The following is a 22,662-nucleotide window of genomic DNA, read 5'->3' as shown; positions in this document are numbered from 1 at the left end:
TCTCACCCCAGGTGGTGCAGTCGGGTCAGGGGCAGCGTGACGGCGTGGTGCAGCGGCACCTCGCGGCCGTCGACACGCACGGGGGCCGGCTCGCCGGGGATCTCGACGTCCGGGGTCGCGGTGTTGAACAGCATGTCGGCGGACCCGAGCCCCCGGCTGCCCGCGATCGGCGTGTAGCGCGGCCCCGGCGGGAGCTCCGCCCGGGCGGTGGCGTCGTCCAGGCAGGCCGCGGCGACGAACTGGTGTGCCAGCCGCGCCGGCGCGCCGCCGCGGGCGCCGTGGAACCCGCGCATCCGGCGGGGCTGGCCCAGGCGCGTCGACCCCGACCCCGACCCGGCCGCGCCCCACGCGACGAACCCGGACTTGATCACGAGGTCGGGCACCGCGCCGAACCACGCGGGGGACCACAGCACGATGTCGGCGATCCGGCCGGCGCGCAGCGACCCCACGTGGCCGGCGAGGCCGTGGGCGACCGCCGGGTTGTGCGTGAGCTTGGCCAGGTAGCGCAGCACCCGCGCGTTGTTCGCGACGTCGGGGCCCGTCTCGCCGGCGAGGTGGGCCTGCACGTGGGCGAGCTGCCAGGTGCGGCGCACCGTCTCGCCGATGCGGCCCATGCCGAGCGCGTCGGAGTTGACGATCGCGATGGCCCCGTCGTCGTGGAGCCGGTTCTCGGCGGCGATGGCGTGCTCGCGGATGCGGCTCGCGGCGATGCTGCGGTCGCTGGGCAGGTCGGGGTGCCCGCGGTGCACGGTCATGGTCATCGGCCCCAGCTCGCGCACGGTCGCCGCGGTCAGGGGCAGGGTGGGGGTCGTGGAGGACGTCAGCACCGACTCGAGGCCGACGATCCGCAGCAGGTCGGGGTGCCCGCCGCCGCCCTCGACGTGGTACGCGTGCACCGTGCGGCCGCCGACCGCGTCGAGCGTGTCGTCCAGGTAGCCCGACTCGTTCAGCGTGTCGGTGTGCAGGGCGACGGGGAGGTCGGCCTGCTCGGCGACGCCCAGGCACGTGTCGATGGCGTCCGGCCCGGCGCCCCAGTCCTCGTGGACCTTGAACCCGCCCGCCCCGGCGAGCACGGCGCGCTCCAGCAGCTCGGCCGAGCCGGACGACCCGCGGGCGAGGAAGGCGGCGTTGACCGGCGCGCCGGTCCAGGAGGCCATCAGCGTGTGCAGGTTCGGCGCGGGGTTGGCGCCGACGTCCCACACCCCGCCGATGCCCATCCCGACCAGCGTCGTCACCCCGGCCGAGAGGGCGGCGGGGGCGAGGTCGGCGTTGGAGAGGTGGACGTGCGAGTCGACGGCTCCCGGCGTCGCGACGAGGCCCTCGCCCGGGATCATCGCGGTGTGGGCGTCGACGACGAGCTCGACGCCGTCCTGCACGTCCGGGTTGCCGGCGCGCCCCACGCCGACGATCCGCCCGTCCTTGACGCCGATCGACGTCTTGCGGACCCCGAGCACGGGGTCGAGCAGCAGGACCCCCAGGACGACGAGGTCGAGGGCGCTGTCGCGCGGCGCGCGGTCGGTGACCAGCGCGCCCTGCCGGGCCGTCTTGCCGCAGCCGCCGAGCATCTCCTCGCCCGGCTCGGTGTCGTCGGCGTCCACCTCGACCCACAGGTCGGTGTCGCCGAGGCGGACGCGGTCGCCGGTGGTGGGGCCGTAGAGCCGGGCGTACTCGGTGCGGTCGAGGCTGGTCATCGGACGGCGCCTCCGAGGCGGACTGCGGTGGCGTTCAGCGTCGTCCCGACCTCCACGCGCAGGGCGGTGCCCGCGGCGATGTCGAGGCGCAGGTGCGCGGGGTCGGTGCCGTCGGCGACGTCGACGCGCAGCCGGCGGTTGAGCCGGTCGAGCGGGACGTGCGAGGTCACCCAGACCGGCTGGTCGCCGTCGTTGCGCAGGACGACCTCGTGGCGGTCGCGCCCCGGGGCCAGCTCGACGGTCCCGCCGGCGGGCCGCACGGCACCGGGGTGGTCGGGGGTGGGCGGGCCGAACGGCCGGTCGACGTGCACGAGCGTGGTGCCGTGCGGGAAGAGCGCCTCCACCTGCAGCGACGGCACGGCCGCGGCGACGCCCGCGACGAGCCGGTCGGGCGGGACGATCTCCGCGGCGCGCCGCACCACCTCGTCGAGGTCGTGGCCGTCCCAGGCGAGCTCGCAGATCTCGTCGCAGACCAGCGCGACCGCCTCGGCCGCACCCAGCACGGACCCGCGGGCGAGGCGGCGGCGCGCGAGCTCGGCGGCGCTGTGCAGCAGCACTCTCTCCTGCTCGCGCGGGGTGAGGTGCACGGTTCCTCCGGGTGCGGGGTGGGCTGACCAGCGTGCCCGGTGAGCGTCGGCGTGTGAAAGGCGTGTTCGTCGCGTCCTGTTCGCCCTAGCTTGGGCAGATGCACAACGAGTCGGCCTGGCGCGACCTGGTGGAGCGGGTCCGCGACGACGCCGACGCGCTGCGGGCCGCGTTCCTCCACCGCCTGCGCCTCGTGCCCGCCTACGCCCGGGGACTCGTGCCCGCGGCGCGCCTCGAGGCCGACGCCGACGACACGTTCGCCTACCTGCTCGGACGCCTCGCGGGGCGGCCGGTGCCGGACCGGCTGGGCGAGGTGGGCCCGGCGATCGGGCGGGACCGGGCGCGGCGCGGCGTCCCGCTCGACGACCTGCTCACCGCGGTCCGCCAGGACTTCCGGGTGCTGTGGGAGGCGTTCCGGGCCCGCGCGGCGCCGGGCGATGCGGCGCTGCTGGTGGAGCACGTCCAGACGGTGTGGTCGGTGGTCGAGGAGTACTCCACGCAGATCCGGGTCGCCTACGAGGAGGAGCAGGCGATCCTGGCCCGGGAGCGCCAGGGCGAGCGCACGGCCCTCGTCGCCGCCCTGCTCGCGGTCGACGACCCCGCGCCCGAGGACGTCACCCGCGCGGCGATCGCGCTCCAGATGGACGAGGGCGACGACGTCCTCGTCGTCGCGGCGGTGGGCGAGGACGCGGCGGTCCTGCGGCGGGCCGCCGACCGGTTCGCCGGCGACGGGCGCCCGGTCCACGTCCAACCGGCCGGCCGGCACAGCGTGCTGCTCGCGCGGTGGGAGGGCGCCGAGGGCGCCCCGGTGCGTGCGGCGCTCGAGGGGGTGCGGTGCGGGGTGGGCCCGACGGCGCACGGCCTCGCCGCCGTGCCGCGCAGCGCCCGGCTGGCCGCGGAGCTCGCCGACGTCACCGCGGGCGGGCCCGTCGCGCCGCGCACCCTCGCGTCGGTCTGGCTGCCGCTCGCCGCGGCACGCCTCGGGGACGTCCGCGCCGACCTCGTGGCCGCGGAGCTCGGCGGCCTGGAGGGGGTGGCGCCCGCGGAGCGTGACCGCCTGGTGGCGACCGTGCGGCGCTACGCCGTGGACGGGTCGGTGCGCGGCACGGCGGCGGCGCTGTTCTGCCACCGCAACACGGTGCTGAACCGCCTGCGCCGCGTCGCCGAGCTCACCGGCCGCGACGTCACGGTGCCGGCGGACGCCGCGGTGCTGCTGCTGGCCCTGGCGAGTGATCGTGGGGGCTTTCCTGACGCCTGACGACGGTGATGCGCCTCCGGCGCGGCAGCTCCGCTGCGCTGCGTGCCGCCCGTGGCCGCCAGGCGGACACGGGGAGCACTACGCCAGGAGCGGGGCCAGTTCGGTGGCGTGGTCGCGGAGGAGCTCGATCAGCTCGGCGTTCGGGGCCGCGACACGCTCGGCGGGGCCGGTGAGCGCGAGGCCCGCGACGAGGCGGCCGTCGCCCGGCGCGCGGATGGCGACGGCGAGGCAGCCCAGCGCGGCGTGGAACTCCCCGCACTGGCGCGCGAACCCCGACGCCCGCACCTCCGCCAGCACCTCGCGCAGCCGGTCCCGGTCGACGGTGGTGTGCGGGGTCAGGCGGGTCAGGGGGCCGTCGGGGAGGTCGTGCTCGGCGAGCAGGAGGCGCCCGAGACCGCTCGCGTGCAGGTGGCGGGAGAGCTCGTCGGCGTCGGTCGGGGGGTGGTCGGGGTCCGGGTCGAGGAACTGCAGGCGGTGGCGGTCGAACGCGACGAGGTGCGCGCCCCACCGCACGCGCTCGCGCAGGCGGCGCATCACGGTGCGCGCGGCGGTCGGTGTGGCGAGCGGGAGCGGGGCGAGGTTCGCGCTGCGCCGGCCCAGGGCGAAGCCGCCGAGGTCGGGCAGGCGCACGAGGTACTCCTCGGCGACGAGCAGGTTGAGCAGGCGGTAGGTCGTCGCGGGCGGGATGCGCAGCGCCACCGAGATCTCCTTCGCGGTGATCCCGACACCGGCCGCCGCGACCTCCTCGAGGATCAGCAGCGCGCTGCGCACCGCCTGGGGCTGGCGACCGCTGATCGGCGAGGTCACCGGGGCTGGGTGGTCGTCGGGGCGGCCAGCACGTCGGCGGTGGTCGTCTCGTCGTAGACCCCCATGGTGCGCAGGGCGGCGGCGCGGCGGCGCCGGAGCACCGCCCACCCGCCGGCCCCGACGGCGACCAGCGCGGCGACGGTGATCAGCAGCCCGGTGCCCGCGTGCACCAGGACCACGACCACGATCGCGACGAGCGCCGCGGAGGCGAGGACCGAGGCCACCACGATCCCGCGGGTCAGCTCCCCGATCCGGGCGAGGAAGCGGGGCGCGGCCACGCAGACCAGCAGGTAGGCGGCGAGGAAGCCCAGGGTCGCCACCGACACCAGCGCGCCGAACACCGTCGCCGGCGGGACCCCGGCGACCGTGCCGGCGACCACCACGGCGGCGATGACCGGCACGGTCACCGTGACGGCGACGGCGGGGGTGAGGTGGCGCCGGTGGGTCCGCCCCAGCACCGCCGGCGCGACGCCCTCGCGGGCCAGCGAGAACAGCACCCGCACCAGCGTGTTCAGCGCCGCCAGCGCGCACGCCCCGAACGACGCGACGATGCCGAGGTCCATGAGCACCGAGGCCCAGCTGAGGTCCTCCGACGGTGCCCCGGCGGGCGGGCTGGTGGCGCCCTCGGTGGCGCCCGGGGCGGCGAGGACCACGAGGGTGGCCACGAGGTAGAGCACCGCCGCGACCGTGGCCGTCGCGACGATCGCGCGGGGCACGGACGCGAACGGGCGCCGCGCCTCCACGCCGAGCGAGGCGGCGCTGTCGAACCCGATGAACGCGGCGAGCGCGGGGAGCACGCCGACCGCGACACCGCCGATGCCGCCGCCGGCACCGCCCGCACCGACCCCGACCGGCGCGGCCGGCAGGCTCGGGGCGGTCGTGAGGGCGAGCGCCACGAGCACGAGCAGGATGAGGCCGATCGACACGGCCTCGATCACCAGCATCACCCGCCCGGCCAGCCGCACGCCGCGGATCGCGCACACCGCGACCGTGACCGCGAGGGCGACGACGAGCACGACCCCGGCGCCGGCGGCCACGGCATCGGTGCCGGTGGAGGAGGGGGCCGCGACCAGGCGCGCGACCAGCGCGCCGCCGTACCAGGACGCCCCGGCGAGCGCGACGGCGACGAGCACCCCGTACCCGACGATCATCGCCACCGCGCACGCGTAGGCGCCGCCGGCGCCGAGGCCCTTGGCGGTGAAGCTGTACAGGCCGCCGGCGGCCGCCATCCGTCGCGCGAACGCCGTGATGCACGCGGCGACCAGCGCCACGACCACCGCCGCGATCGCGAACGACCACGGCGCCCCGCGGCCCGCGACGGCGATGACGAGCAGCGGCGTCGAGGCCATCGCGCCCGCCGGGGCCGTCGTCGCCACCGACTGGGCGAACACCCCGAGCGGGCGCAGCGTGCGCCGGTGCAGGCCGGCGACGGGCGAGCGCGACCGCAGCCCGGGAATCCGCCCCTTGCCTGGCACGGACGACACCGTAGAGCCCCGGGCCGCCGAAACGAAGCACCCGCGGACGCCGAACGAGAATCGGACACCCGCCATTCTCGTTCGGCCCCGCGGAATGGGGTCGCGTTCTCCGTTCGGAGAAACCCGCAGCTCGTCGGGCCCCTGCACCGAGAATGCGGATCTCATTCTGCCCCGCGCTGCTCAACGAGGGGTTGACCCCGCGGGAACGGCTCCGCAAACGTGACCCGCGACATTTTCCGGGTCCCCCCACCGTTTCTCTCCGGGAGTCGCCATGGCTGCACCCGCCGAATCCACCGCGCCGGCATCGCGTCTCTCCGGCACCCTCGGCGTGGGTTCGATCGTCTTCATGGTCATCGCCGCCGCGGCGCCGCTGACCGTCATCGCCGGCACCATCCCGCTGGGTGTCGGTGCCGGGAACGGCGCCGCGTTCCCCATGACCTTCGTGCTCTGCGCCGTGGTGCTGCTGCTGTTCGCGGTGGGCTTCTGCGCGATGAGCCCGCACGTCCCCGACGCCGGCGCCTTCTTCACCTACATCCGCCACGGCCTGGGCCGCCCGCTGGGGCTCGGCGCCGCGTTCCTCGCCCTCGCCACCTACACCGCCGTGCAGGCCGCGGTCTACGGCTACATCGGCGCGGCCATCGACGAGCTCGTCGCGAGCCTCGGCGGTCCGAGCGTGCCGTGGTGGGTCTGGACGCTCGCGGTCGTCGCGATCGTCGGCGTGCTCGGCTACCGCCACATCGAGCTCTCCAGCCGCGTCCTCGGGGTGCTGCTGCTCGCCGAGATCGCGATCGTGCTGGTGCTCGACGTCGTCGTGTTCGCCAGCGGTGGCGGCCCGGAGGGGCTCTCGACCGCCCTGTTCGACCCCACGCAGGTGATCTCCGGCGAGGTCGGCATCGCGATCATGTTCGCGATCGCGAGCTTCATCGGGTTCGAGGCCACCGCGGTGTTCCGCGACGAGGCGCGCGACCCGCAGCGCACGATCCCGCGGGCCACCTACCTCGCGCTCGTCGTGGTCGGCGTCTTCTACGCGGTGTCGACCTGGGCGATCGTGTCGGCCTGGGGCGACGAGGCCGCCGTCACCGAGTCCGCCGCGAACCCCGCGACGTTCCTGCTCACCACGGTGACCAACTGGCTCGGCCCGGCCGGCGGCCTGATCGTCACGATCCTGCTGGTGACGAGCCTCTTCGCGGCGATCCTGGCGTTCCACAACGTGGCCGCGCGCTACTGGTACGCCCTCGGCGGGCACGGCGCCTTCCCCGGTGCCGTCGCGCGCACCCACACCCGCCACGGCTCGCCGCACATCGCCTCGCTCGCGCAGACGATCCTCGCCGCCGTGCTCGTCGTGATCTTCGCGCTCGCCGGGCTCGACCCGGTCGCCCAGGTCTTCGCCTGGATGGCCGGCACGGCGACGCTCGGGGTCCTCGTCCTCATGGTGCTGACCTGCGTGGCCGTGCTCGCCTTCTTCGCCCGCAGCGGCGTCGACCGGCGCGTGTGGCACACCCGCATCGCGCCGGCGCTGGGCCTCGTCGGCCTGCTCGTCTGCCTGGCCCTGACCATCAACAACTTCGCGACGCTCATCGGCGGCTCGACCGGCCTCGCCCTCGCGATCGGCGCCGTCCTCGTCGTCGTGTTCCTCGCCGGCGTCGTCGTCGCCCTCGTCCGGCGGCCCACCGGGCCCGAGCGGTCCGGCGACCGGGTGACCCCGGGCGGCGCCCCGCGCGAGAACGCCTGACCCAGCGACCCGACCCCCCAGAAGGAGGGAACGACCCGTGACCGCCACGGCCCCCGCGGACGTCCACACCGGCGCCGCCACCCACCCCCTCGACCTGCCCACATCCGAGGAGTTCCGCGCCGTCCGCGAGGTCCTCGACGACGCCGGCCTGCTCGGCGAGTCCGTCCGCTACTGCTTCGCCGGGCTCGAGGAGCCCGCCAAGGCCGAGGTCCTCGCGTTCACCGAGGGCGACCGCGTCGACCGTCGCTTCCGCGTCCTGCTGCTGGACATGAGCGGCGCGCCCTCGCGCGACGTCGTCGTCTCCGCGTCCCGCCGCGAGATCGACAGGGCGACCGAGCTCGACCCGGCCACCAGCGGCCAGCTCCCGATCATCGACTCCGAGTTCGAGATCATGGAGGAGATCGTCCTCGCCTCGCCGGAGTGGTGCGACGCCCTGCGCCGCCGCGACATCGACCCCGCGACGGTGCGGGCGGTGCCGCTCTCGGCGGGGGCGTACTACCCGGAGGAGACCGGGCGCCGCATGGCGCGGGTGCTCGGGTTCCGCCAGGACCACGAGAAGGACTCGCCCTGGGCCCACCCCGTGGACGGCGTCGTCGCCTACGTCGACCTCACGCTGCGGCAGGTCACCCGGGTCATCGACCACGCGCCGCTGCCGGTCCCCGACGAGCCCGGCAACTTCGACGACCCCGATCAGGTGGGACCGCAGCGGACCTCGCTGAAGCCGATCGAGATCACCCAGCCCGAGGGGGTCAGCTTCACCCTCGAGGGCAACCGGCTGCGCTGGGAGGGCTGGGACCTGCGCATCGGCTTCAACGAGCGCGAAGGCCTGACCCTGCACCAGATCGGCATCCACGGGCGGCCCGTGGTCTACCGGGCCTCGATCGCCGAGATGGTCGTGCCCTACGCCGACCCGTCGCCGGTGCGGTTCTGGCAGAACTACTTCGACGCCGGCGAGTACATGTTCGCCCGGTACGCCAACTCGCTCGAGCTCGGCTGCGACTGCCTGGGCGAGATCCGGTACGTGGACGTCGTGGTGGCCGACGACGACGGCTCGCCGCGCACGATCAGCAACGCGATCTGCCTGCACGAGGAGGACTACGGGATCCTCTGGAAGCACTCCGACCTGTTCACGGAGGCCTCCGAGACCCGCCGCCAGCGCCGCATGGTGATCTCGTTCTTCACCACGATCGGCAACTACGACTACGGCTTCTACTGGTACCTCTACCTCGACGGCACGATCGCGTGCGAGTCGAAGCTGACCGGCATCCCGTTCACCTCGGCCTACCCCGCCGAGGGGCACCCGTTCGCCACGCAGGTGGCCCCCGGGCTCGGGCTGCCCTACCACCAGCACCTGTTCTCGGCCCGCCTCGACATGGCCGTCGACGGCACCCGCAACGTCGTCGAGGAGTGCGAGGCCGTCGCGCTGCCGATCGGGGAGGGCAACCCCTGGGGCAACGCCTTCACCGAGTCGCGCACGCGGCTGACCCGGGAGGGCGAGGCGCAGCGCGTCGCCGAGCCGGGCCGCGGGCGCACGTGGCAGGTGGTCAACCCGGGGTCGACCAACCGGCACGGCCGCCCCGTCGCGTACGCCCTGCACGCCGAGGGCACCCCGACGCTGCTCGCCGACGAGAGCTCCGTCGTCGCCGGCCGCGCCGCGTTCGCGACCAGGCACCTCTGGGTCACCGCCTACGACGCCGACGAGCGCTATCCCGCCGGCGACTACGTCAACCAGCACGCGGGCGGCGCCGGCCTCCCGACCTGGACCGCGGCCGACCGTCCGCTCGACGAGGACGGGCAGGGCGCCGACGTCGTCCTGTGGCACACGTTCGGGCTGACGCACGTGCCCCGCCCGGAGGACTGGCCGATCATGCCCGTCGACTACGCCGGCTTCCGGCTCATGCCCGTCGGGTTCTTCGACCGCAACCCCACGCTGGACGTGCCGCCGTCGTCGAACGGGCACTGCCACCGCTGACCGAGAACGCACTACTGGCTGGTATCTCTCGCTCAGCGAGGGATACCAGCCAGTAACGCGTTCGAGCCCGGTCAGGACCGGCGGCGCAGGGTCATCCAGAGCACGGCGGTCCCGACGCCGACCGCCCCGATGACGAGCACCCAGCGCGGGTCGACGCTCGCCAGCGCGCCGGTGAGGGCGAGGACGGCGATGACGATCGCGGTCAGCCCGGCCACGAGACCCAGCGGGTCGGGTCCGGGGCGGGTCGCCGGCGGGGTGTCGGCGGTGTCCCCGGGGCCCTCGACGACGTCCACGTCGCGGTGGATGGTGTAGGGCTGGTCAGGGGTCTTCTCATCCACGGCGCACCTCCACGTCGCCGCCGCCGCTGACGGCCTGCAGCTCGATCCGGGGTCCCCCGGGCCCGTCCGGGCCGAGGTCGGTCACGGGGCCGGCGCCGCGTCCGAGGCAGTCGGCGTCGCCGCCGCCGGACTCGCACGTGGCCGTCACGTCCGCGGTCGCGGGCACGATCACGGTGACGTCCCCGGCGCCGCTCTGCACCTGGGTGCGCACCGGGGCCGCGCCGGCGACGAGGCCGCGCAGGTCGAGCTCCGCGTCGCCGTAGGCGGTCTCGTAGGCCGGCGCCACCGCGGCCGGGCCCGGGCGCCACTGCGCGTCGCCGAGGGTCTGGACCGCGCCCGGCTGGTCCCACGGGGCACCGTCGCCCCAGGGGGCGCCGCCCCGGCCGTCGCCCCCGCCGTTGGCGGCGGCCACGAGCACCAGCGCGAGCGGCACGGCGGCCACGATCAGGCTGCGGCCCTGCCGCCGGAAGGCGCCGACGACCAGCCCGGCGCCGACCACGGCCAGCGCGGTCCCGACCACGGCGCTCACGCCGAGCGGGACGAGCCCCAGCAGGCCGAGCCCCGCGACGAGCGCGGAGGCGACCAGCGCGGCGGCGAGGGTCAGCGGCGCGAGCTTCGAGCGCGGCGGCTTCGGCACGGGCGGGGCGGCCGGCTCGGGCAGGTCCCACGCGAACGGCGCGGCGCCCAGCGGGTCCCAGGACGGCGGGCGGGGTGACGCCGTGGTCCCGTCCGGGTCCGCCACCGGCTCCGACGCCGCGTCCCCGGTGACGACCGGGCGCTGCGGGTCGCGCAGGTGCCCACGGCTGCGGTGCAGCACGTAGACCAGGGCCAGCACGGTGACCACGGCGATGACGGTGCCCAGGTCGCCGGAGAAGGCCCCGAACACCGCGCCGACCGCGAGCAGGGTGCCGATGACGATCGCCCAGACCGGCGTCTCGCGGCGGCCCTGCGCGTCGACCCGCGGCAGCACCAGCATGCCGGCCAGGTAGACGAGCAGGCCGAAGCCGTAGAACGCCGAGACGACGAACGCGACCCGCACCAGTGTCGGGTCGATCGCGTACCGCCGCGCGATCGCGGCGCAGACGCCGCCGATCTTGCGGTCCTCCTTGAGACGCGCGGGACGCGTCACCCACATCTCGCGCAGGGTCGCGCCGACGTCGGCCCCCGCCGGCGCCCGTGACCCGCTCCCCGGACTGCTCCCCGGACTGCTCCCCGGACTGCTCATCGCCCCTCATCCTCCTCGCTGCGGTCGATCCGGACACCGACACTGCGCGAGCGCCCGGCCCGGGGAATCCGGGAGCCACCCCGGTCCTGCCCCCGAGGCGACCCCGAGGACCTCGGGGGTCGAACCGGGTCCACCGGGGGTCGGCGACGTGTGACGATGGGCGGCGTGGACGAGGCGACGACCCTGCGCACCGGCACCCCGCCGGTGCCGGAGGAGACGCCTGCGCCCGGCCCGGACCCCGCGGCCGAGGCACCCGCGCCACCGGCACCGGCGGGCCCGGTCGTCCACCGCATCCGCCGCCGGCGGCAGGGCTCGGTGATCGCGGGCGTCACCGGCGGGGTGGCCGACCACCTCGGCGTCGACGTCCTGCGCGTGCGCCTGGTGTTCGTGCTGCTCGTCGCCGCCGCGGGCGCGGGCTTCGTCGCCTACGCCGCGCTGTGGCTCTTCTGCCCGATCGAGCCGCGGGGGGTGCAGCGCCCGGTCCCGCCCCGCGAGCGCAGCCAGGGCCTCGGGCTGGCGACGCTCGGCGTGCTGCTCGCGTTCGTGGTCTCCGGGCTCGGCGGCCAGCTCTCCGGCTGGGTGATCGGGCCGCTGGCGGTCGTCGTCATCGGCGTCGCGCTGGTGTGGCGCGAGGCCGACACCGGCGGCGCGACCGTCGTGGGCGAGACGGGGTGGCGCGCGCGGTGGCTCGTCGGGCGCCGGCTCGGCCTGCTGCGGCTGCTGGCGGGCGCGCTGCTGGTCACGAGCGGCATCGCGGTGTTCCTGCTCGGCAACGTCGACCTCGGCCAGGTCCAGTTCGGCGTCCTCGCCGCGCTCGCGACGCTGGCCGGCGTCGTGGTCATCACGGTGCCGTGGTGGATGCGGCTCGTGCGCGAGCTCGGCGTCGAGCGCCGCGAGCGCATCCGGGGCCAGGAGCGCGCCGACATCGCCGCGCACCTGCACGACTCGGTGCTCCAGACCCTCGCGCTGATCCAGAAGCAGGCCGGCGAGGACGTCGCGGGCCGCGAGGTGCGCCGCCTCGCGCGCAGCCAGGAGCGCGAGCTGCGCGCGTGGCTCTACGGCCCGCCGGGCGGCGACGCCGGACGCCCCGCGGGGTCCACGGACGCGACGCTCGCCGCCGCCCTGGCGAGCGCCGCCGGCGAGGTCGAGGACGACTACGGGGTCCGGGTGGCGCCGGTCGTCGTCGGCGACGCCGAGCTCGACCCGAACACCACCGCGCTCGTCGCCGCGGCCCGCGAGGCGATGGTGAACGCCGCCAAGCACGCGGGGGTCGACGAGATCGACGTCTACGTGGAGGTCGAGCCGGAGACCGTCGAGCTCTTCGTGCGCGACCGCGGCCGCGGCTTCGACCCCGACGCGGTGCCCGAGGACCGGCGCGGTCTCGCGGGCTCCGTCCGCGACCGCATGACCCGCCACGGCGGGCGCGTGCACCTGCGCACCGCGCCCGGGGAGGGCACCGAGGTCGGCCTCGTGCTGCCCCGCGCCCGCCGCGGCACGCCCGTCCCCCAGGAGGAGTCCCGATGACCGAGCCCGCAGGTGCGGCGCCCGACGAGCCCGTCACCGTCGTCCTCGTCGACGACCACGCGCTCTTCCGGCGCGGCGTCCGCGCCGAGCTCGAGTCGCTGGCCAGGCGCACCGTCAGCGTCGTCGGCGAAGCCGGCTCGGTCGACGAGGCCGTCGCCGTCATCGGGCACCGCAAGCCCGACGTCGTGCTGCTCGACGTGCACATGCCCGACGGGGGCGGGGCCGCGGTGCTCACCCGCACGCGGCCCGATCACCCCGACGTCGTGTTCCTCGCGCTGTCGGTGTCCGACGCGGCCGAGGACGTCATCTCGGTGATCCGCGCGGGCGCCCGGGGCTACGTCACCAAGACGATCTCGGGTCGCGAGCTCGCCGACGCCGTCGTGCGCGTGCGGGCCGGCGACGCGGTGTTCTCGCCGCGGCTGGCGGGGTTCGTTCTCGACGCCTTCGCCGACCGCCCCGGCGCGACGGGCGTCGTCGACCCCGAGCTCGACCAGCTGACCCGCCGCGAGCGCGACGTCCTGCGCCTGCTGGCCCGCGGCTGGTCGTACAAGGAGATCGCCGCCGAGCTCGTCATCTCGGTGAAGACCGTGGAGACCCACGTGTCGAGCGTGCTGCGCAAGACGCAGTCGTCGAACCGCCACGAGCTCTCGCGCTGGGCGACCGACCGCCGCCTCGTCTGAGCGGACGCTAGCCGTCGTCCTCGGCGTGGTCGTCCCCGCCGTGCCCGTCGTCGCCGTGGTCGTCCCCGCGGTCGCCGTGGCCGTCGTCGCCGTGGCCGGAGCGGTGGTCCTCGGCGGCGCGCGAGGGCGACGCCGACGTGGTGGGCGGCGCCTCGGCGAGGGGGGTGTCGAGGGTCAGACCGGTCGCGGCGGCACGCGGGCTCGCCCCGTCGACGCTCTCGTCGGTGTCGATCAGCCAACGGCCGTCGGGGCCGCGGACCATGCCCAGCTCGTGCACCTCGCGGATGCGCTCGCGGCCCTCGGGGACGAAGTCGAGGGTGGCGCGCACGGTGTCGGCGTCCAGCGCGCTCGCGTCCACCACCTGCACCGACGAGATCGTCGTCCAGAACGCCTGGTAGCGCGCGAACCCGCCGGCCTGCGACTGGAGGTTGGGGCCGAGGCGCGCCCAGCCGGCCGCCTCGTTGCCGGTGACGACGCCGTAGTAGTCGCGGACCGCGGCGACCATGGCGGCCTGCGGGTCGTCGGGCGTCGCGGTGCCGGGGGAGGCGACGCTCGCGCCGGTCGAGTCGGAGCCCGACGACGACAGCAGCGCGACACCGACCACCCCGCCCGCGGCGAGGGCGACCAGCAGGACCAGGACGACGATCGCTGTCGTGGGCCGCCGGGCGCGGCGCCGCCGCGGCGGGAGGTCCGGGGCGGGCATGCCCTGCCGGGTCGGGGGACCGGCCGGACCGGCGCCGCCGGACCCCGACCCGGTCCCGACGCCGGCCGGACCGGGCATCCACGGGTCGGAGGAGTGCCGCGCCTCGGGCACCGACGCGGGCGCGGGGGCACCGAGCGGGACGAGGTTGCCGAGCGGCTCCTCGGCCCGGCCGCCCGCGTGCGCGATGCGGCCCAGCTCCTGGCGGGCCTCGGCGGCGGACGGGCGCTCGGCGGGATCGTCGCGCAGCAGCCGCATGAGCAGCGCCGTCAGCGGCCCGGCCTGCGACGGCGGGACCACCTTGCCCGCGGCCACCGAGTGGAGCAGGGCCAGCGCGTTGTCGTCCGCGCCGAACGGGGGCATGCCCTCGACCGCCGCGTAGAGGGTGGCGCCGAGGGAGAAGACGTCGGACGCGGACGTCGAGTCGTCGCCGCGGGCGACCTCGGGGGCGAGGTAGGCCGGGGTGCCGGCGAGCATCCCCGTGCGGGTCAGCGTGAGGTCGCCGGTCGCGCGGGAGATGCCGAAGTCGGTGATCTTGACGGTGCCGTCGGCGCCGAGCAGGACGTTGCCGGGCTTGACGTCGCGGTGCACGATCCCGGCCTGGTGCGCGGCGTCGAGCGCGTCGGCCACCTGGCGCCCGATGCGCGCCACCGTCCGCGGCTCGAGCGTGCCCTGCTCGCCGAGCACGTTGGCGAGGCTGCGCGAGGGCAGGTACTCCATCACCAGCCACGGCTCGTCGCCCTCGATGGAGGCGTCGAACACCGAGATCGCGTGCGGGTGCTGCAGACGCGCGGCGATGCGGCCCTCGCGCAGCGTGCGCTGGCGGACCTCCTCGGCCTCGCGGTCGTCCAGTCCCGCGTGCAGGAAGACCTGCTTGACCGCGACCACCCGCCCCAGGCGCTCGTCGGTCCCGCGCCACACCACGCCCATCGCCCCCGAGCCGATGCGCTCCTCGAGGCGGTACCGCCCGGCGACCACGCGGGGAGAGCTCACCGGCCGCTCCCCGATCGTGTGTGCACGGGGGTCACAGTAGAGGTCCCGACCGGGTGACGACCACGCGCCCGTGGGTCGGCGCGCCCCACGCCGACCCCCGTCAGTCGTCGCCGCCGAGCAGGCCGTCGACGGTGTCGCCGACGGCGTCCGTGGTGTCCTCGACGGTGTCGCCCGTGTCGTCGACGGCGTCGGAGACGGACCCGACGGTCTCGTCCACGGAGTCGCCGACCGCGTCCGTCGTGTCCTCGACGGTGTCGCCCGTGTCGTCGACGGCGTCGGACACGGACTCGACGGTGTCGTCGACGGAGTCGCTCACCGTGTCGGTGGTGTCCTCCACGACCCGCGAGGTCGTGCGGCCGGCGGCGGGCACGTCGTCGAGGGCGTCACCGGCGGTCCGGCCCGTGTCGCGCACGGCGCCCGTCACGGTGCCGGAGGCGGGCTCGACGACCTCCTCGGCGGTGTTCCGCAGGGTGGTGCCGACCGTGTCCCCGGTGTCGCGGACGGCGCCGGTGACGGTGCCGGTGGCGGGCGCGGCGACCTCCTGGGTGGTGTTCCGCAGGGTGGTGCCGACGGTCCGGCCGGTGTCGCGCAGGAGGCCGGACGTCGTGCCCGCCAGGGGCGCGACGACCTGGTGCTGGACCGTCCCCACCGTCGTGTCGACCGTGGTGCCGAGCGCCTCCACCGGCACACCGAGCGGACCGGGCAGGACGGCGGCGACGCCGCTGGTGGTGCCGTCGACGAGGGTGCCGACGCGTCCGACGAGACCGGGGTCGCCGGGCGGCGCGTCGTTGTTCCCGATGGCGCCGAGCCCGCCCGCGAGCCCGTCCACGGTGGTCCCGAGGCCGCCGGTCAGGCCGGTCACGGAGGTGCCGACGCCGCCGACGGTGGTGCCGAGGCCGGTCCCGGCGTTGCGGACGGTGGTGTCCAGGCCGCCGGTGAGGCCGGTGACCGTGGTGCCGACTCCGCCGACGGTGGTGCCGAGGCCCGATCCGACGTCGTCGACGGTGTCGCCCACGTTGTCGACGAGGTCGGGGACGAGGCCGCCGCCGGTGCCGCCACCACCGCCGCCACCACCGCCACCGCCGGGAGCGCCGCCACCGCTGCCACCGCCGGGGGCGGGCGGGGTGATCGGCCCGCCGGGCGCGCCCCCGGCACCGGGCGCACCCGCGCCCGGTGCCGGGGCGCCGGGGAGCACGCCCGCCGTGGCGCCGCCGCCGAGGGCACCGCCGACACCGGCGAGGCCGGTGCCGCCGGCGGCACCGGGTGCGCCGAGACCCAGGTCGCTGATCGAGGAGCTGAGCGCCACGCCGCCCGGGACGACGACGCCGCCGGCCGTCGCGCCGAGCACCGAGCCCGGCTGCCCCGGCAGGCCCGGGACCAGGGCGGCGCCGGGCGGGAGGGCCCGCGGGTCGCCCGGGTAGGGCACGTCCTCGATCGGCAGGCCGGGCAGCGGCATGCCGGCGAGGCTCGCGATCGTGCCGGCCACCAGGAACGCGCCCGTGCTCGCGCCCAGCGCCCGCCCGCGTCCGGTACGGAACGGGTTGGTGCGGCGGCGCGCGCTGCGTCCGGGCGTCGGCTGGGGACGCACCGGCGCGGCGCGGGGCGGGCGGGGCTCCCGGACGACGCGGGCCCGCTCCGGGGCGGCGGTCTCCTGCGCCTCCGCGGCGTCGAGGGCGGCGGCGAACGCGAGGGCGCGGAGCTCGTCGGCGTCGGTCGTGCCGGTGGCCTGCTCGGTCCCGGCGTCCTGCGCCACGGCGGCCGCGGGCTGCGGGCCCGTCAGCCGGGCGAGGATCTCCGAGACCGGGATGCCGCCGGTGTGGCGGGGCTCCTCCTGCACCGGCACGGGCGGCAGGTCGTCGGCGGGCGGCCGGGGCACGGGGACGAGCTCGATCCAGTGCTCGCCGGTGTCCGCGCCGGGGGCCTGCGCGGTCTCGACGCCGTCGGGGTCGACGTCAGCGGGGAGCGCGGGTGGCGGGACGGTCGGCGGGACCAGCAAGGTGCCGGTGGCCTCGCTCGGGTCGTCGAACCACGCGTGCCGCCCCTCACGCTCGTTCATCTCGTCCGTGCTCCTCGTCCGCAGCTGTCCGGTGTCCCCGACCGGTGACGGCGTCTCCACTCCGCGTAGGTGAATAGCTACTCGGACGTCACCCGACGGGGGAGACGTCGTCCGGGGGACGAGTGGCCATCGTTCGTGTCCCGTCGCCCAACGGGCGTGTCGACGAGACCGATCGAGTGCGGACGAAATCGGACGTTCGCTGACCGGACAGACGGCTGATCATGCGCCGTCCGGCGCGAGAAGGGGACCGTCCGGCTCAGCGCGGGGGTGCGGCGAGGCGCTTGCGCGCCCCCTGGAGCTGGTTCGTCGCGACGAGGCCGACCCCGCCGCCGACGAGCAGCCCGATGACGTCGAGCGGGATCCCGCCACCCGTCAGGAGCAGCGCGACGAGCGCACCGAGGGCGAGCCCGCCCGCGGCGGGCAGCCGCTTGCGCGCATCCGTGGCCAGGTGCGAGGCCCCCGGGCGCTTGGAGGCCACCGACGAGATCATGAGGAGGTAGCCGCCGTAGCCGACGGCGGCGAGCAGGCTGAGCACCGTGACGATCGTGGCGATCAGGTCGATGACCGTTCCCATGCCACCAGGGTGCCACCGGTGAGGTGTGGTCGGCGCTCGCCGCGACCCCGGTGTTGCTCGGGGTCGCGCCTCAGGGCTCAGGGGCGTGCGTCAGCTCCGCCCGCCGAGCCGGCCCCGGCCGAGGCGCAGGAGCAGCATGCCGAGCTCGCGGCCCTCGGCGCCGAGGGCGCGGAAGCGGGCGAGGACGGCCATCTCGCGGTTGTAGACGATGCGCGGGCCGCCGGCGGCCATGCGCGCCAGCCCGATCCGCTGCGAGATCTCGGTGCGCCGCTGGATCAGGCGCAGGATCTCCGCGTCGATGCTGTCGATCTCCTCGCGCAGCGCGGGGATCTCCTCGGCGCTCGCGGGGGAGAGCGCCGGCATCGACGCGGGCCCGGCGTCCCCGTCGGTGGTGCCGTCGGCGGTGGCGGGGGAGGAGTCGCTGGTCGCAGCACTCACGGGTTCGGCCTCCAGGGTGTGTCCGGGTGGTACCCGGGTGGGGTGGGTCCGCAGGACCCCGGACACGAGAACGCCCCGGGGTCCGTGGACTCCGGGGCGGCGTGGGTCGGGCGCGACAGGCGCGTCAGGTCTCCACGGGCACCGGGGTCCGGTACCCGTAGAAAAATCGAACGGTCTGCTCGTGCACGACGAACATCATGCCACTGCGCTCCCGTGCCGCCAACCGCCCGCTGCGCCGCCCGTCCGCTGTCAGGGGTCCCCGGTAGCGTGGACCGACGATGAGCACCGGTCCCGCCACCCGCCCCGCCGCGTCCGCCGCCGGGTCCGGTCCGCCTGTGCCCTCGGCGGCCTCCGCCCTGTCGAAGCGGCTCGCCGCGGCCGCCGCCGGCGGGGGTGACGCCGCGGCCGGCGGCGCGCTGCGCCGCGACGCCGGGCCGGACCCCGCCGACGATCCCCTGCTCGAGGGCATGAACCCCCCGCAGCGCGAGGCCGTGGTGCACACGGGCTCGCCGCTGCTCATCGTCGCCGGTGCCGGGTCGGGCAAGACGCGGGTGCTCACCCACCGGATCGCCTGGCAGATGCGCCACCAGGGCGTCGGTCCGGGGCAGGTCCTGGCGATCACGTTCACCAACAAGGCGGCCGCCGAGATGCGCGAGCGCGTGGCCGCGCTGGTGGGCCGGCGCGCGAACGCGATGTGGGTGTCGACGTTCCACTCGATGTGCGTGCGCATCCTGCGCCGCGAGTACCGCCACCTCGACCTGAGCTCCACGTTCTCCATCTACGACGCGGACGACTCGCGACGGCTGGTCGCGTCGGTGGCCCGGGGGCTCGACCTCGACGCCAAGAAGTACTCGCCGCGGGGCCTGCTCGCCCGCATCTCGGCGTGGAAGAACGAGCTGGTCTCGCCCGTCGAGGCCGTCGACGCCGCCACCACCGAGGCGGAGAAGCGCACCGCCGAGGTCTACACCGTCTACCAGCAGCGCCTGCAGCAGTCGAACTCGCTCGACTTCGACGACCTCATCGGCCGCACGGTCGACCTGCTGACGCGTTTCCCCGACGTCGCCGAGTACTACCGCCGCCGGTTCCGCCACATCCTGGTCGACGAGTACCAGGACACCAACCACGCGCAGTACATGCTGGTCCGCGCCCTGGCGGCGGGCAGCGACGACGGGTCGGTCAAGCCCGCCGAGCTGTGCGTGGTCGGCGACGCCGACCAGTCGATCTACGCCTTCCGCGGCGCGACCATCCGCAACATCGTCGAGTTCGAGCGCGACTACCCCGAGGCGCGCACGATCCTGCTCGAGCAGAACTACCGCTCCACCCAGCGCATCCTCACCGCGGCGAACGCCGTCATCAGCCGCAACCCGGAGCGTCGCGACAAGCGGCTGTGGACCGACGCGGGCGACGGCGAGCTGGTGGTCGGCTACGTCGCCGACAACGAGCACGACGAGGCCGCGTTCGTCGCCGCCGAGATCGACCGGCTGGTCGACGCCGGCGAGGTGCGCTTCGGCGAGGTCGCCGTGTTCTACCGGACCAACGGCCAGTCCCGGGTCTTCGAGGACGTGTTCATCCGCCTCGGGCTGCCCTACAAGATCGTCGGCGGGGTCCGCTTCTACGAGCGCCGCGAGGTCCGCGACGCGATGGCCTACCTCAAGGTGCTGTCCAACCCCGAGGACACGGTCTCGCTGCGGCGCATCCTCAACGTGCCCAAGCGCGGGATCGGCGACCGCGCCGAGTCGGTGGTCGCCGACGCCGCCGACCGCGAGCGCATCACCTTCGCCGCGGCGCTGCGCCGGGCCGCCGCCGGCGAGGTGCACGGCCTGGCCACGCGCTCGCAGCGCAACATCGCCGACTTCGTCGAGATGATGGACGGGCTGGCCGAGACCCTCGTCGGGGGTGCGCCGGTCGACGAGGTGCTCGACGCGATCCTCGACCGCTCCGGCTACCGCGCCGAGCTCGAGGGCTCGGAGGACCCGCAGGAGCAGTCGCGCCTGGAGAACCTGCAGGAGCTCGTCAGCGTCGCCCGCGAGTTCGTCCAGGACGCCGTCAACGCCGCCGGTGTCGAGGACGCCGCCGAGGAGCAGACCGAGGAGCAGCAGCAGGGCACGGCCGCGGACGGCGACGGCGTGCCCGAGCCCGGCTCGCTGGAGGCGTTCCTCGAGCGGGTGTCGCTGGTGGCCGACGCCGACTCGATCCCCGACGGCGGCGACGGCGTCGTCACCTTGATGACGCTGCACACGGCCAAGGGCCTCGAGTTCCCCGTCGTGTTCGCCACCGGCTGGGAGGACGGCGTGTTCCCGCACTCGCGGGCGCTGGCCGACCCGGCGGAGCTCTCCGAGGAACGCCGGCTGGCCTACGTCGGCATCACCCGCGCGCAGAAGCGGCTGTACCTCTCGCGCGCGGTGATGCGCTCGGCGTTCGGGCAGCCGCAGGCCAACCCGCCGTCGCGCTTCCTCGACGAGGTCCCGGCCGACGTGTGGGAGTGGCGCCGCGTGGAGCCCAGCTCCGAGCGCTCCTCGCCGGTCGGTCGCACGCGGTTCGGCTCCGGGCGCTGGGCGAGCCCCGGCACCGACCTGTCGGGGCGCACGTCCCGCCCGTCGCCGATGCGCCCGGACTGGAAGGAGGCGCCGACCATCTCGCTCGAGGTCGGCGACCGCGTCACCCACGACAAGTACGGCCTCGGCACGGTCGTCACCGTCGACGGCGTCGGCTCCCGGGCCACCGCCACCATCGACTTCGGCTCCTCGGGCACCGTGCGCCTCATGCTCATCGGCGGGGTCCCGCTGACGAAGCTGTAGCTCGCCGCGAGTCCCTGGTTCTGAGCGAAGGGCACCTTCGGTCAACGAGACGGGCGAGGGGCGCCCTTCGCCGGGACGCCGCCGGGTGGTGGGTCGGGCGAGGGGCACGTTCCGCAGGCCCGCGAGCCTCGTGATCATGCGCAACGTGCCGGTCGCGGCGGCGCAGCCGTGCTCGATGCTTCCCTGATCAGGAGCGTCGTCGTCCCCGCGCTCGCCGACATCCGGTGCACCGCGTGCTCCTGATCTCCGGTGAGCCGCGCGCCCGGAGACCCCCGCACCACGCCCCCGGGAACGACGAGGGCCCCGGAGCGCGTGCTCCGGGGCCCTGGTCGTCTTGCGGGGAGCGGACTAGTCCTGAGGGGAACCCAGCGAGATGCCGCGCTCGGCGAGCCACGGCAGCGGGTTGATCTTGCGCCCGCCGTCCTCCCACACCTCGAAGTGCAGGTGCGGGCCGGTCGACTGGCCGCGGTTGCCGATCTCCGCGATCTCCTCGCCGGCGCGGACCTGCTGGCCCTCGCGGACGTAGGAGCGGTTGACGTGGCCGTAGACGTTGACCGTGCCGTCCTCGAGCTGCACCCGGACCCACTGGCCGAAGCCGCTGGCCGGGCCGGACTCGATGACGGTGCCGTCGCCGACGGAGACGATCGGGGTGCCGATCGGGCCGGCGATGTCGATGCCGCGGTGCGACGAGCCCCAGCGGGCACCGAAGCCCGAGGTGAAGCGGCCGTCGGCGGGCTTGACGAAGTCGGGGCGGGCGGCCTCGGCGGCGGCGCGCGCCGCGGCGGCCGCGCGGTCGGCGGCCTTGCTCAGCGAGCCGACCTGGTGGCCGTCGTCGGAGTCCGAGGACGAGGAGGCCGACGACGAGGACGTCGACGCGGTGCTCTCGGCCGCCGAGGTGACCGGCAGGACACCCGAGGTGGCCGCGTCGAGACCGGTCGCGCCGCCGGGCGACGCCGCCGAGGAGCCGCTGCCGTCGCTCGTCGTGCCGGTGCCGGCGGCCAGGGCGAGCTCGGCGGTCGTCGGGGCGTCGCCGAGCGCGTCGAGGCCCGTGAAGCTGTGCCCCGCCGTGGCCAGGGCGCCCGCGGCCACCGCGGCGACGGCGAGCCGCCCGCGCAGAGGCGACGGGCCGCGCTCGGCGGGCGGTGCCGGGCGGACGCCACGGCGGGGGTCGACGTCGCGGCGCTGGGGAGCCCGCGGCGGCGGGCCCTGCCGGGGGTCCCGGGGCGAGCGGTGCTCGCGGGGGAGGTCGCGGAGGGTCTCGTCGTGCCCGGTGGGCCGACGGTGACCGCCGGTGGTCGGGCCCTGCGGAGCCGGACCGGCCGGACGTGCGGGGGCCTGCGGGCCCCGGTGTCCGGGGTGGAGGCCGACCGAGCGTGCCGGCAGCGGGCCGGGCGCCTGCCCGGAGCCGCTGACCAGGCCGGCGGCGTCACCACCGCGACGGCCGCCGCGGGCGCCGAGCCCGGGCAGTCCTCCAGCGAGGCCGGAGAAGTCGGAGAAGCGCGGTCCCGACGGAGCTCCACCGGCGCCGGCGAGGGCGGGGGTGAGACCGAAGGAGCCGAAGAGGGACGCGGACGGCGGGCGTGGGGAGCTGTGCGCCAAGACCATCCTTCCCGCAGATCGGGGCCGGTCGCGGCGACATCCAGGGCGGGTGGTTCGGGGAGTGCCCTGCCGGAACGTTCGGGGTCGTTCCGTTTGTCGTTCGTGACCTGGCCGTGATGAGGACGGGCAGAAAGTAGCGACGAGGTCACGGCGTGAGCAAACGACAGGAGTGCCCCGAGCCGGTCGCTACGCCGTGCGTGCGGGCGTGCGCGCCGAG

Annotated in this window: 17 protein-coding genes; 6 read left to right on the top strand and 11 right to left on the bottom strand. The window is 75.9% G+C overall.

Annotated features, from left to right (window positions below):
- Positions 1-2 precede the first annotated feature (2 nt).
- Positions 3-1,691, bottom strand: a complete 1,689-nt coding sequence (locus tag ACFPK1_RS23375; protein ID WP_378023354.1) for an urease subunit alpha — start codon at positions 1,689-1,691, stop codon at positions 3-5.
- Positions 1,688-2,278 (bottom strand): urease subunit gamma, encoded by a 591-nt coding sequence (locus ACFPK1_RS23370; RefSeq protein ID WP_378023353.1) that lies wholly within the window; start codon positions 2,276-2,278, stop codon positions 1,688-1,690. The genes ACFPK1_RS23375 and ACFPK1_RS23370 overlap by 4 nt, the downstream gene beginning before the upstream one ends.
- A 98-nt stretch (positions 2,279-2,376) precedes the next feature.
- Here ACFPK1_RS23370 and ACFPK1_RS23365 point away from each other — a divergent pair, with 98 nt between their 5' ends.
- Positions 2,377-3,534, top strand: coding sequence for a PucR family transcriptional regulator (locus ACFPK1_RS23365; RefSeq protein WP_378023352.1), 1,158 nt, complete (start codon positions 2,377-2,379; stop codon positions 3,532-3,534).
- Positions 3,535-3,612: 78 nt separating this feature from the next.
- On the opposite strand, the gene ACFPK1_RS23360 is transcribed toward ACFPK1_RS23365, so the two are convergent.
- Entirely contained in the window at positions 3,613-4,341 is a 729-nt protein-coding gene (locus tag ACFPK1_RS23360; protein WP_378023351.1) for an IclR family transcriptional regulator, read from the bottom strand.
- Positions 4,338-5,816, bottom strand: a complete 1,479-nt coding sequence (locus tag ACFPK1_RS23355; protein ID WP_378023350.1) for an APC family permease — start codon at positions 5,814-5,816, stop codon at positions 4,338-4,340. The genes ACFPK1_RS23360 and ACFPK1_RS23355 overlap by 4 nt, the downstream gene beginning before the upstream one ends.
- A gap of 328 nt (positions 5,817-6,144) precedes the next feature.
- Here ACFPK1_RS23355 and ACFPK1_RS23350 point away from each other — a divergent pair, with 328 nt between their 5' ends.
- Both ACFPK1_RS23350 and ACFPK1_RS23345 read left to right on the top strand, forming a co-directional pair.
- A complete protein-coding gene (locus ACFPK1_RS23350) occupies positions 6,145-7,548 on the top strand; it encodes an APC family permease (RefSeq protein WP_378023349.1) in 1,404 nt (467 codons plus the stop codon).
- 37 nt (positions 7,549-7,585) lie between these two features.
- Entirely contained in the window at positions 7,586-9,520 is a 1,935-nt protein-coding gene (locus tag ACFPK1_RS23345; RefSeq protein WP_378023348.1) for a primary-amine oxidase, read from the top strand.
- Positions 9,521-9,591: 71 nt separating this feature from the next.
- On the opposite strand, the gene ACFPK1_RS23340 is transcribed toward ACFPK1_RS23345, so the two are convergent.
- Both ACFPK1_RS23340 and ACFPK1_RS23335 read right to left on the bottom strand, forming a co-directional pair.
- Positions 9,592-9,858, bottom strand: a complete 267-nt coding sequence (locus tag ACFPK1_RS23340) for a hypothetical protein (protein WP_378023347.1) — start codon at positions 9,856-9,858, stop codon at positions 9,592-9,594.
- A complete protein-coding gene (locus ACFPK1_RS23335) occupies positions 9,851-11,083 on the bottom strand; it encodes a PspC domain-containing protein (protein ID WP_378023346.1) in 1,233 nt (410 codons plus the stop codon). Before ACFPK1_RS23335 ends, ACFPK1_RS23340 begins: the two co-directional genes overlap by 8 nt.
- 156 nt (positions 11,084-11,239) lie before the next feature.
- Here ACFPK1_RS23335 and ACFPK1_RS23330 point away from each other — a divergent pair, with 156 nt between their 5' ends.
- Both ACFPK1_RS23330 and ACFPK1_RS23325 read left to right on the top strand, forming a co-directional pair.
- Positions 11,240-12,607 (top strand): PspC domain-containing protein, encoded by a 1,368-nt coding sequence (locus tag ACFPK1_RS23330; protein WP_378023345.1) that lies wholly within the window; start codon positions 11,240-11,242, stop codon positions 12,605-12,607.
- On the top strand, positions 12,604-13,287 hold the full coding sequence (locus ACFPK1_RS23325) for a response regulator (RefSeq protein WP_378023344.1): 684 nt from the start codon (positions 12,604-12,606) through the stop codon (positions 13,285-13,287). Before ACFPK1_RS23330 ends, ACFPK1_RS23325 begins: the two co-directional genes overlap by 4 nt.
- A gap of 7 nt (positions 13,288-13,294) precedes the next feature.
- On the opposite strand, the gene ACFPK1_RS23320 is transcribed toward ACFPK1_RS23325, so the two are convergent.
- The 4 genes from ACFPK1_RS23320 to ACFPK1_RS23305 all read right to left on the bottom strand — a co-directional run bounded on the left by ACFPK1_RS23320 (position 13,295) and on the right by ACFPK1_RS23305 (position 17,973).
- Positions 13,295-14,980 (bottom strand): serine/threonine-protein kinase, encoded by a 1,686-nt coding sequence (locus tag ACFPK1_RS23320; RefSeq protein WP_378023343.1) that lies wholly within the window; start codon positions 14,978-14,980, stop codon positions 13,295-13,297.
- 100 nt (positions 14,981-15,080) lie between these two features.
- On the bottom strand, positions 15,081-17,036 hold the full coding sequence (locus ACFPK1_RS23315; protein ID WP_378023342.1) for a hypothetical protein: 1,956 nt from the start codon (positions 17,034-17,036) through the stop codon (positions 15,081-15,083).
- 256 nt (positions 17,037-17,292) lie between these two features.
- A complete protein-coding gene (locus ACFPK1_RS23310; protein ID WP_378023341.1) occupies positions 17,293-17,610 on the bottom strand; it encodes a hypothetical protein in 318 nt (105 codons plus the stop codon).
- A 90-nt stretch (positions 17,611-17,700) separates the two neighbouring features.
- Entirely contained in the window at positions 17,701-17,973 is a 273-nt protein-coding gene (locus ACFPK1_RS23305; protein WP_378023400.1) for a chorismate mutase, read from the bottom strand.
- Between the two features lie 542 nt (positions 17,974-18,515).
- On the opposite strand from ACFPK1_RS23305, the gene pcrA reads away from it, so the two are divergent.
- Positions 18,516-20,846, top strand: coding sequence for a DNA helicase PcrA (gene pcrA / locus ACFPK1_RS23300; RefSeq protein ID WP_378023399.1), 2,331 nt, complete (start codon positions 18,516-18,518; stop codon positions 20,844-20,846).
- 348 nt (positions 20,847-21,194) lie between these two features.
- Here the strand turns inward: pcrA and ACFPK1_RS23295 are convergent, their stop codons facing one another.
- A complete protein-coding gene (locus ACFPK1_RS23295; protein ID WP_378023340.1) occupies positions 21,195-22,445 on the bottom strand; it encodes a M23 family metallopeptidase in 1,251 nt (416 codons plus the stop codon).
- Positions 22,446-22,662 lie beyond the last annotated feature (217 nt).

This window comes from Actinomycetospora rhizophila (assembly GCF_042657905.1).
Taxonomy (GTDB): domain Bacteria; phylum Actinomycetota; class Actinomycetes; order Mycobacteriales; family Pseudonocardiaceae; genus Actinomycetospora; species Actinomycetospora rhizophila.
This window is presented reverse-complemented; position numbering and strand designations above follow the sequence as displayed.

What these genes read in the sequence shown, in the direction of transcription:
- ACFPK1_RS23375 (WP_378023354.1), bottom strand. Translation starts at nt 1,691, where the DNA reads ATGACCAGCCTCGACCGCACCGAGTACGCCCGGCTCTACGGCCCCACC.
- ACFPK1_RS23365 (WP_378023352.1), top strand. Translation starts at nt 2,377, where the DNA reads ATGCACAACGAGTCGGCCTGGCGCGACCTGGTGGAGCGGGTCCGCGAC.
- ACFPK1_RS23335 (WP_378023346.1), bottom strand. Translation starts at nt 11,083, where the DNA reads ATGAGCAGTCCGGGGAGCAGTCCGGGGAGCAGTCCGGGGAGCGGGTCA.
- ACFPK1_RS23330 (WP_378023345.1), top strand. Translation starts at nt 11,240, where the DNA reads ATGGGCGGCGTGGACGAGGCGACGACCCTGCGCACCGGCACCCCGCCG.
- ACFPK1_RS23325 (WP_378023344.1), top strand. Translation starts at nt 12,604, where the DNA reads ATGACCGAGCCCGCAGGTGCGGCGCCCGACGAGCCCGTCACCGTCGTC.
- ACFPK1_RS23315 (WP_378023342.1), bottom strand. Translation starts at nt 17,036, where the DNA reads ATGAACGAGCGTGAGGGGCGGCACGCGTGGTTCGACGACCCGAGCGAG.
- ACFPK1_RS23310 (WP_378023341.1), bottom strand. Translation starts at nt 17,610, where the DNA reads ATGGGAACGGTCATCGACCTGATCGCCACGATCGTCACGGTGCTCAGC.
- ACFPK1_RS23305 (WP_378023400.1), bottom strand. Translation starts at nt 17,973, where the DNA reads ATGCCGGCGCTCTCCCCCGCGAGCGCCGAGGAGATCCCCGCGCTGCGC.
- pcrA (WP_378023399.1), top strand. Translation starts at nt 18,516, where the DNA reads ATGAACCCCCCGCAGCGCGAGGCCGTGGTGCACACGGGCTCGCCGCTG.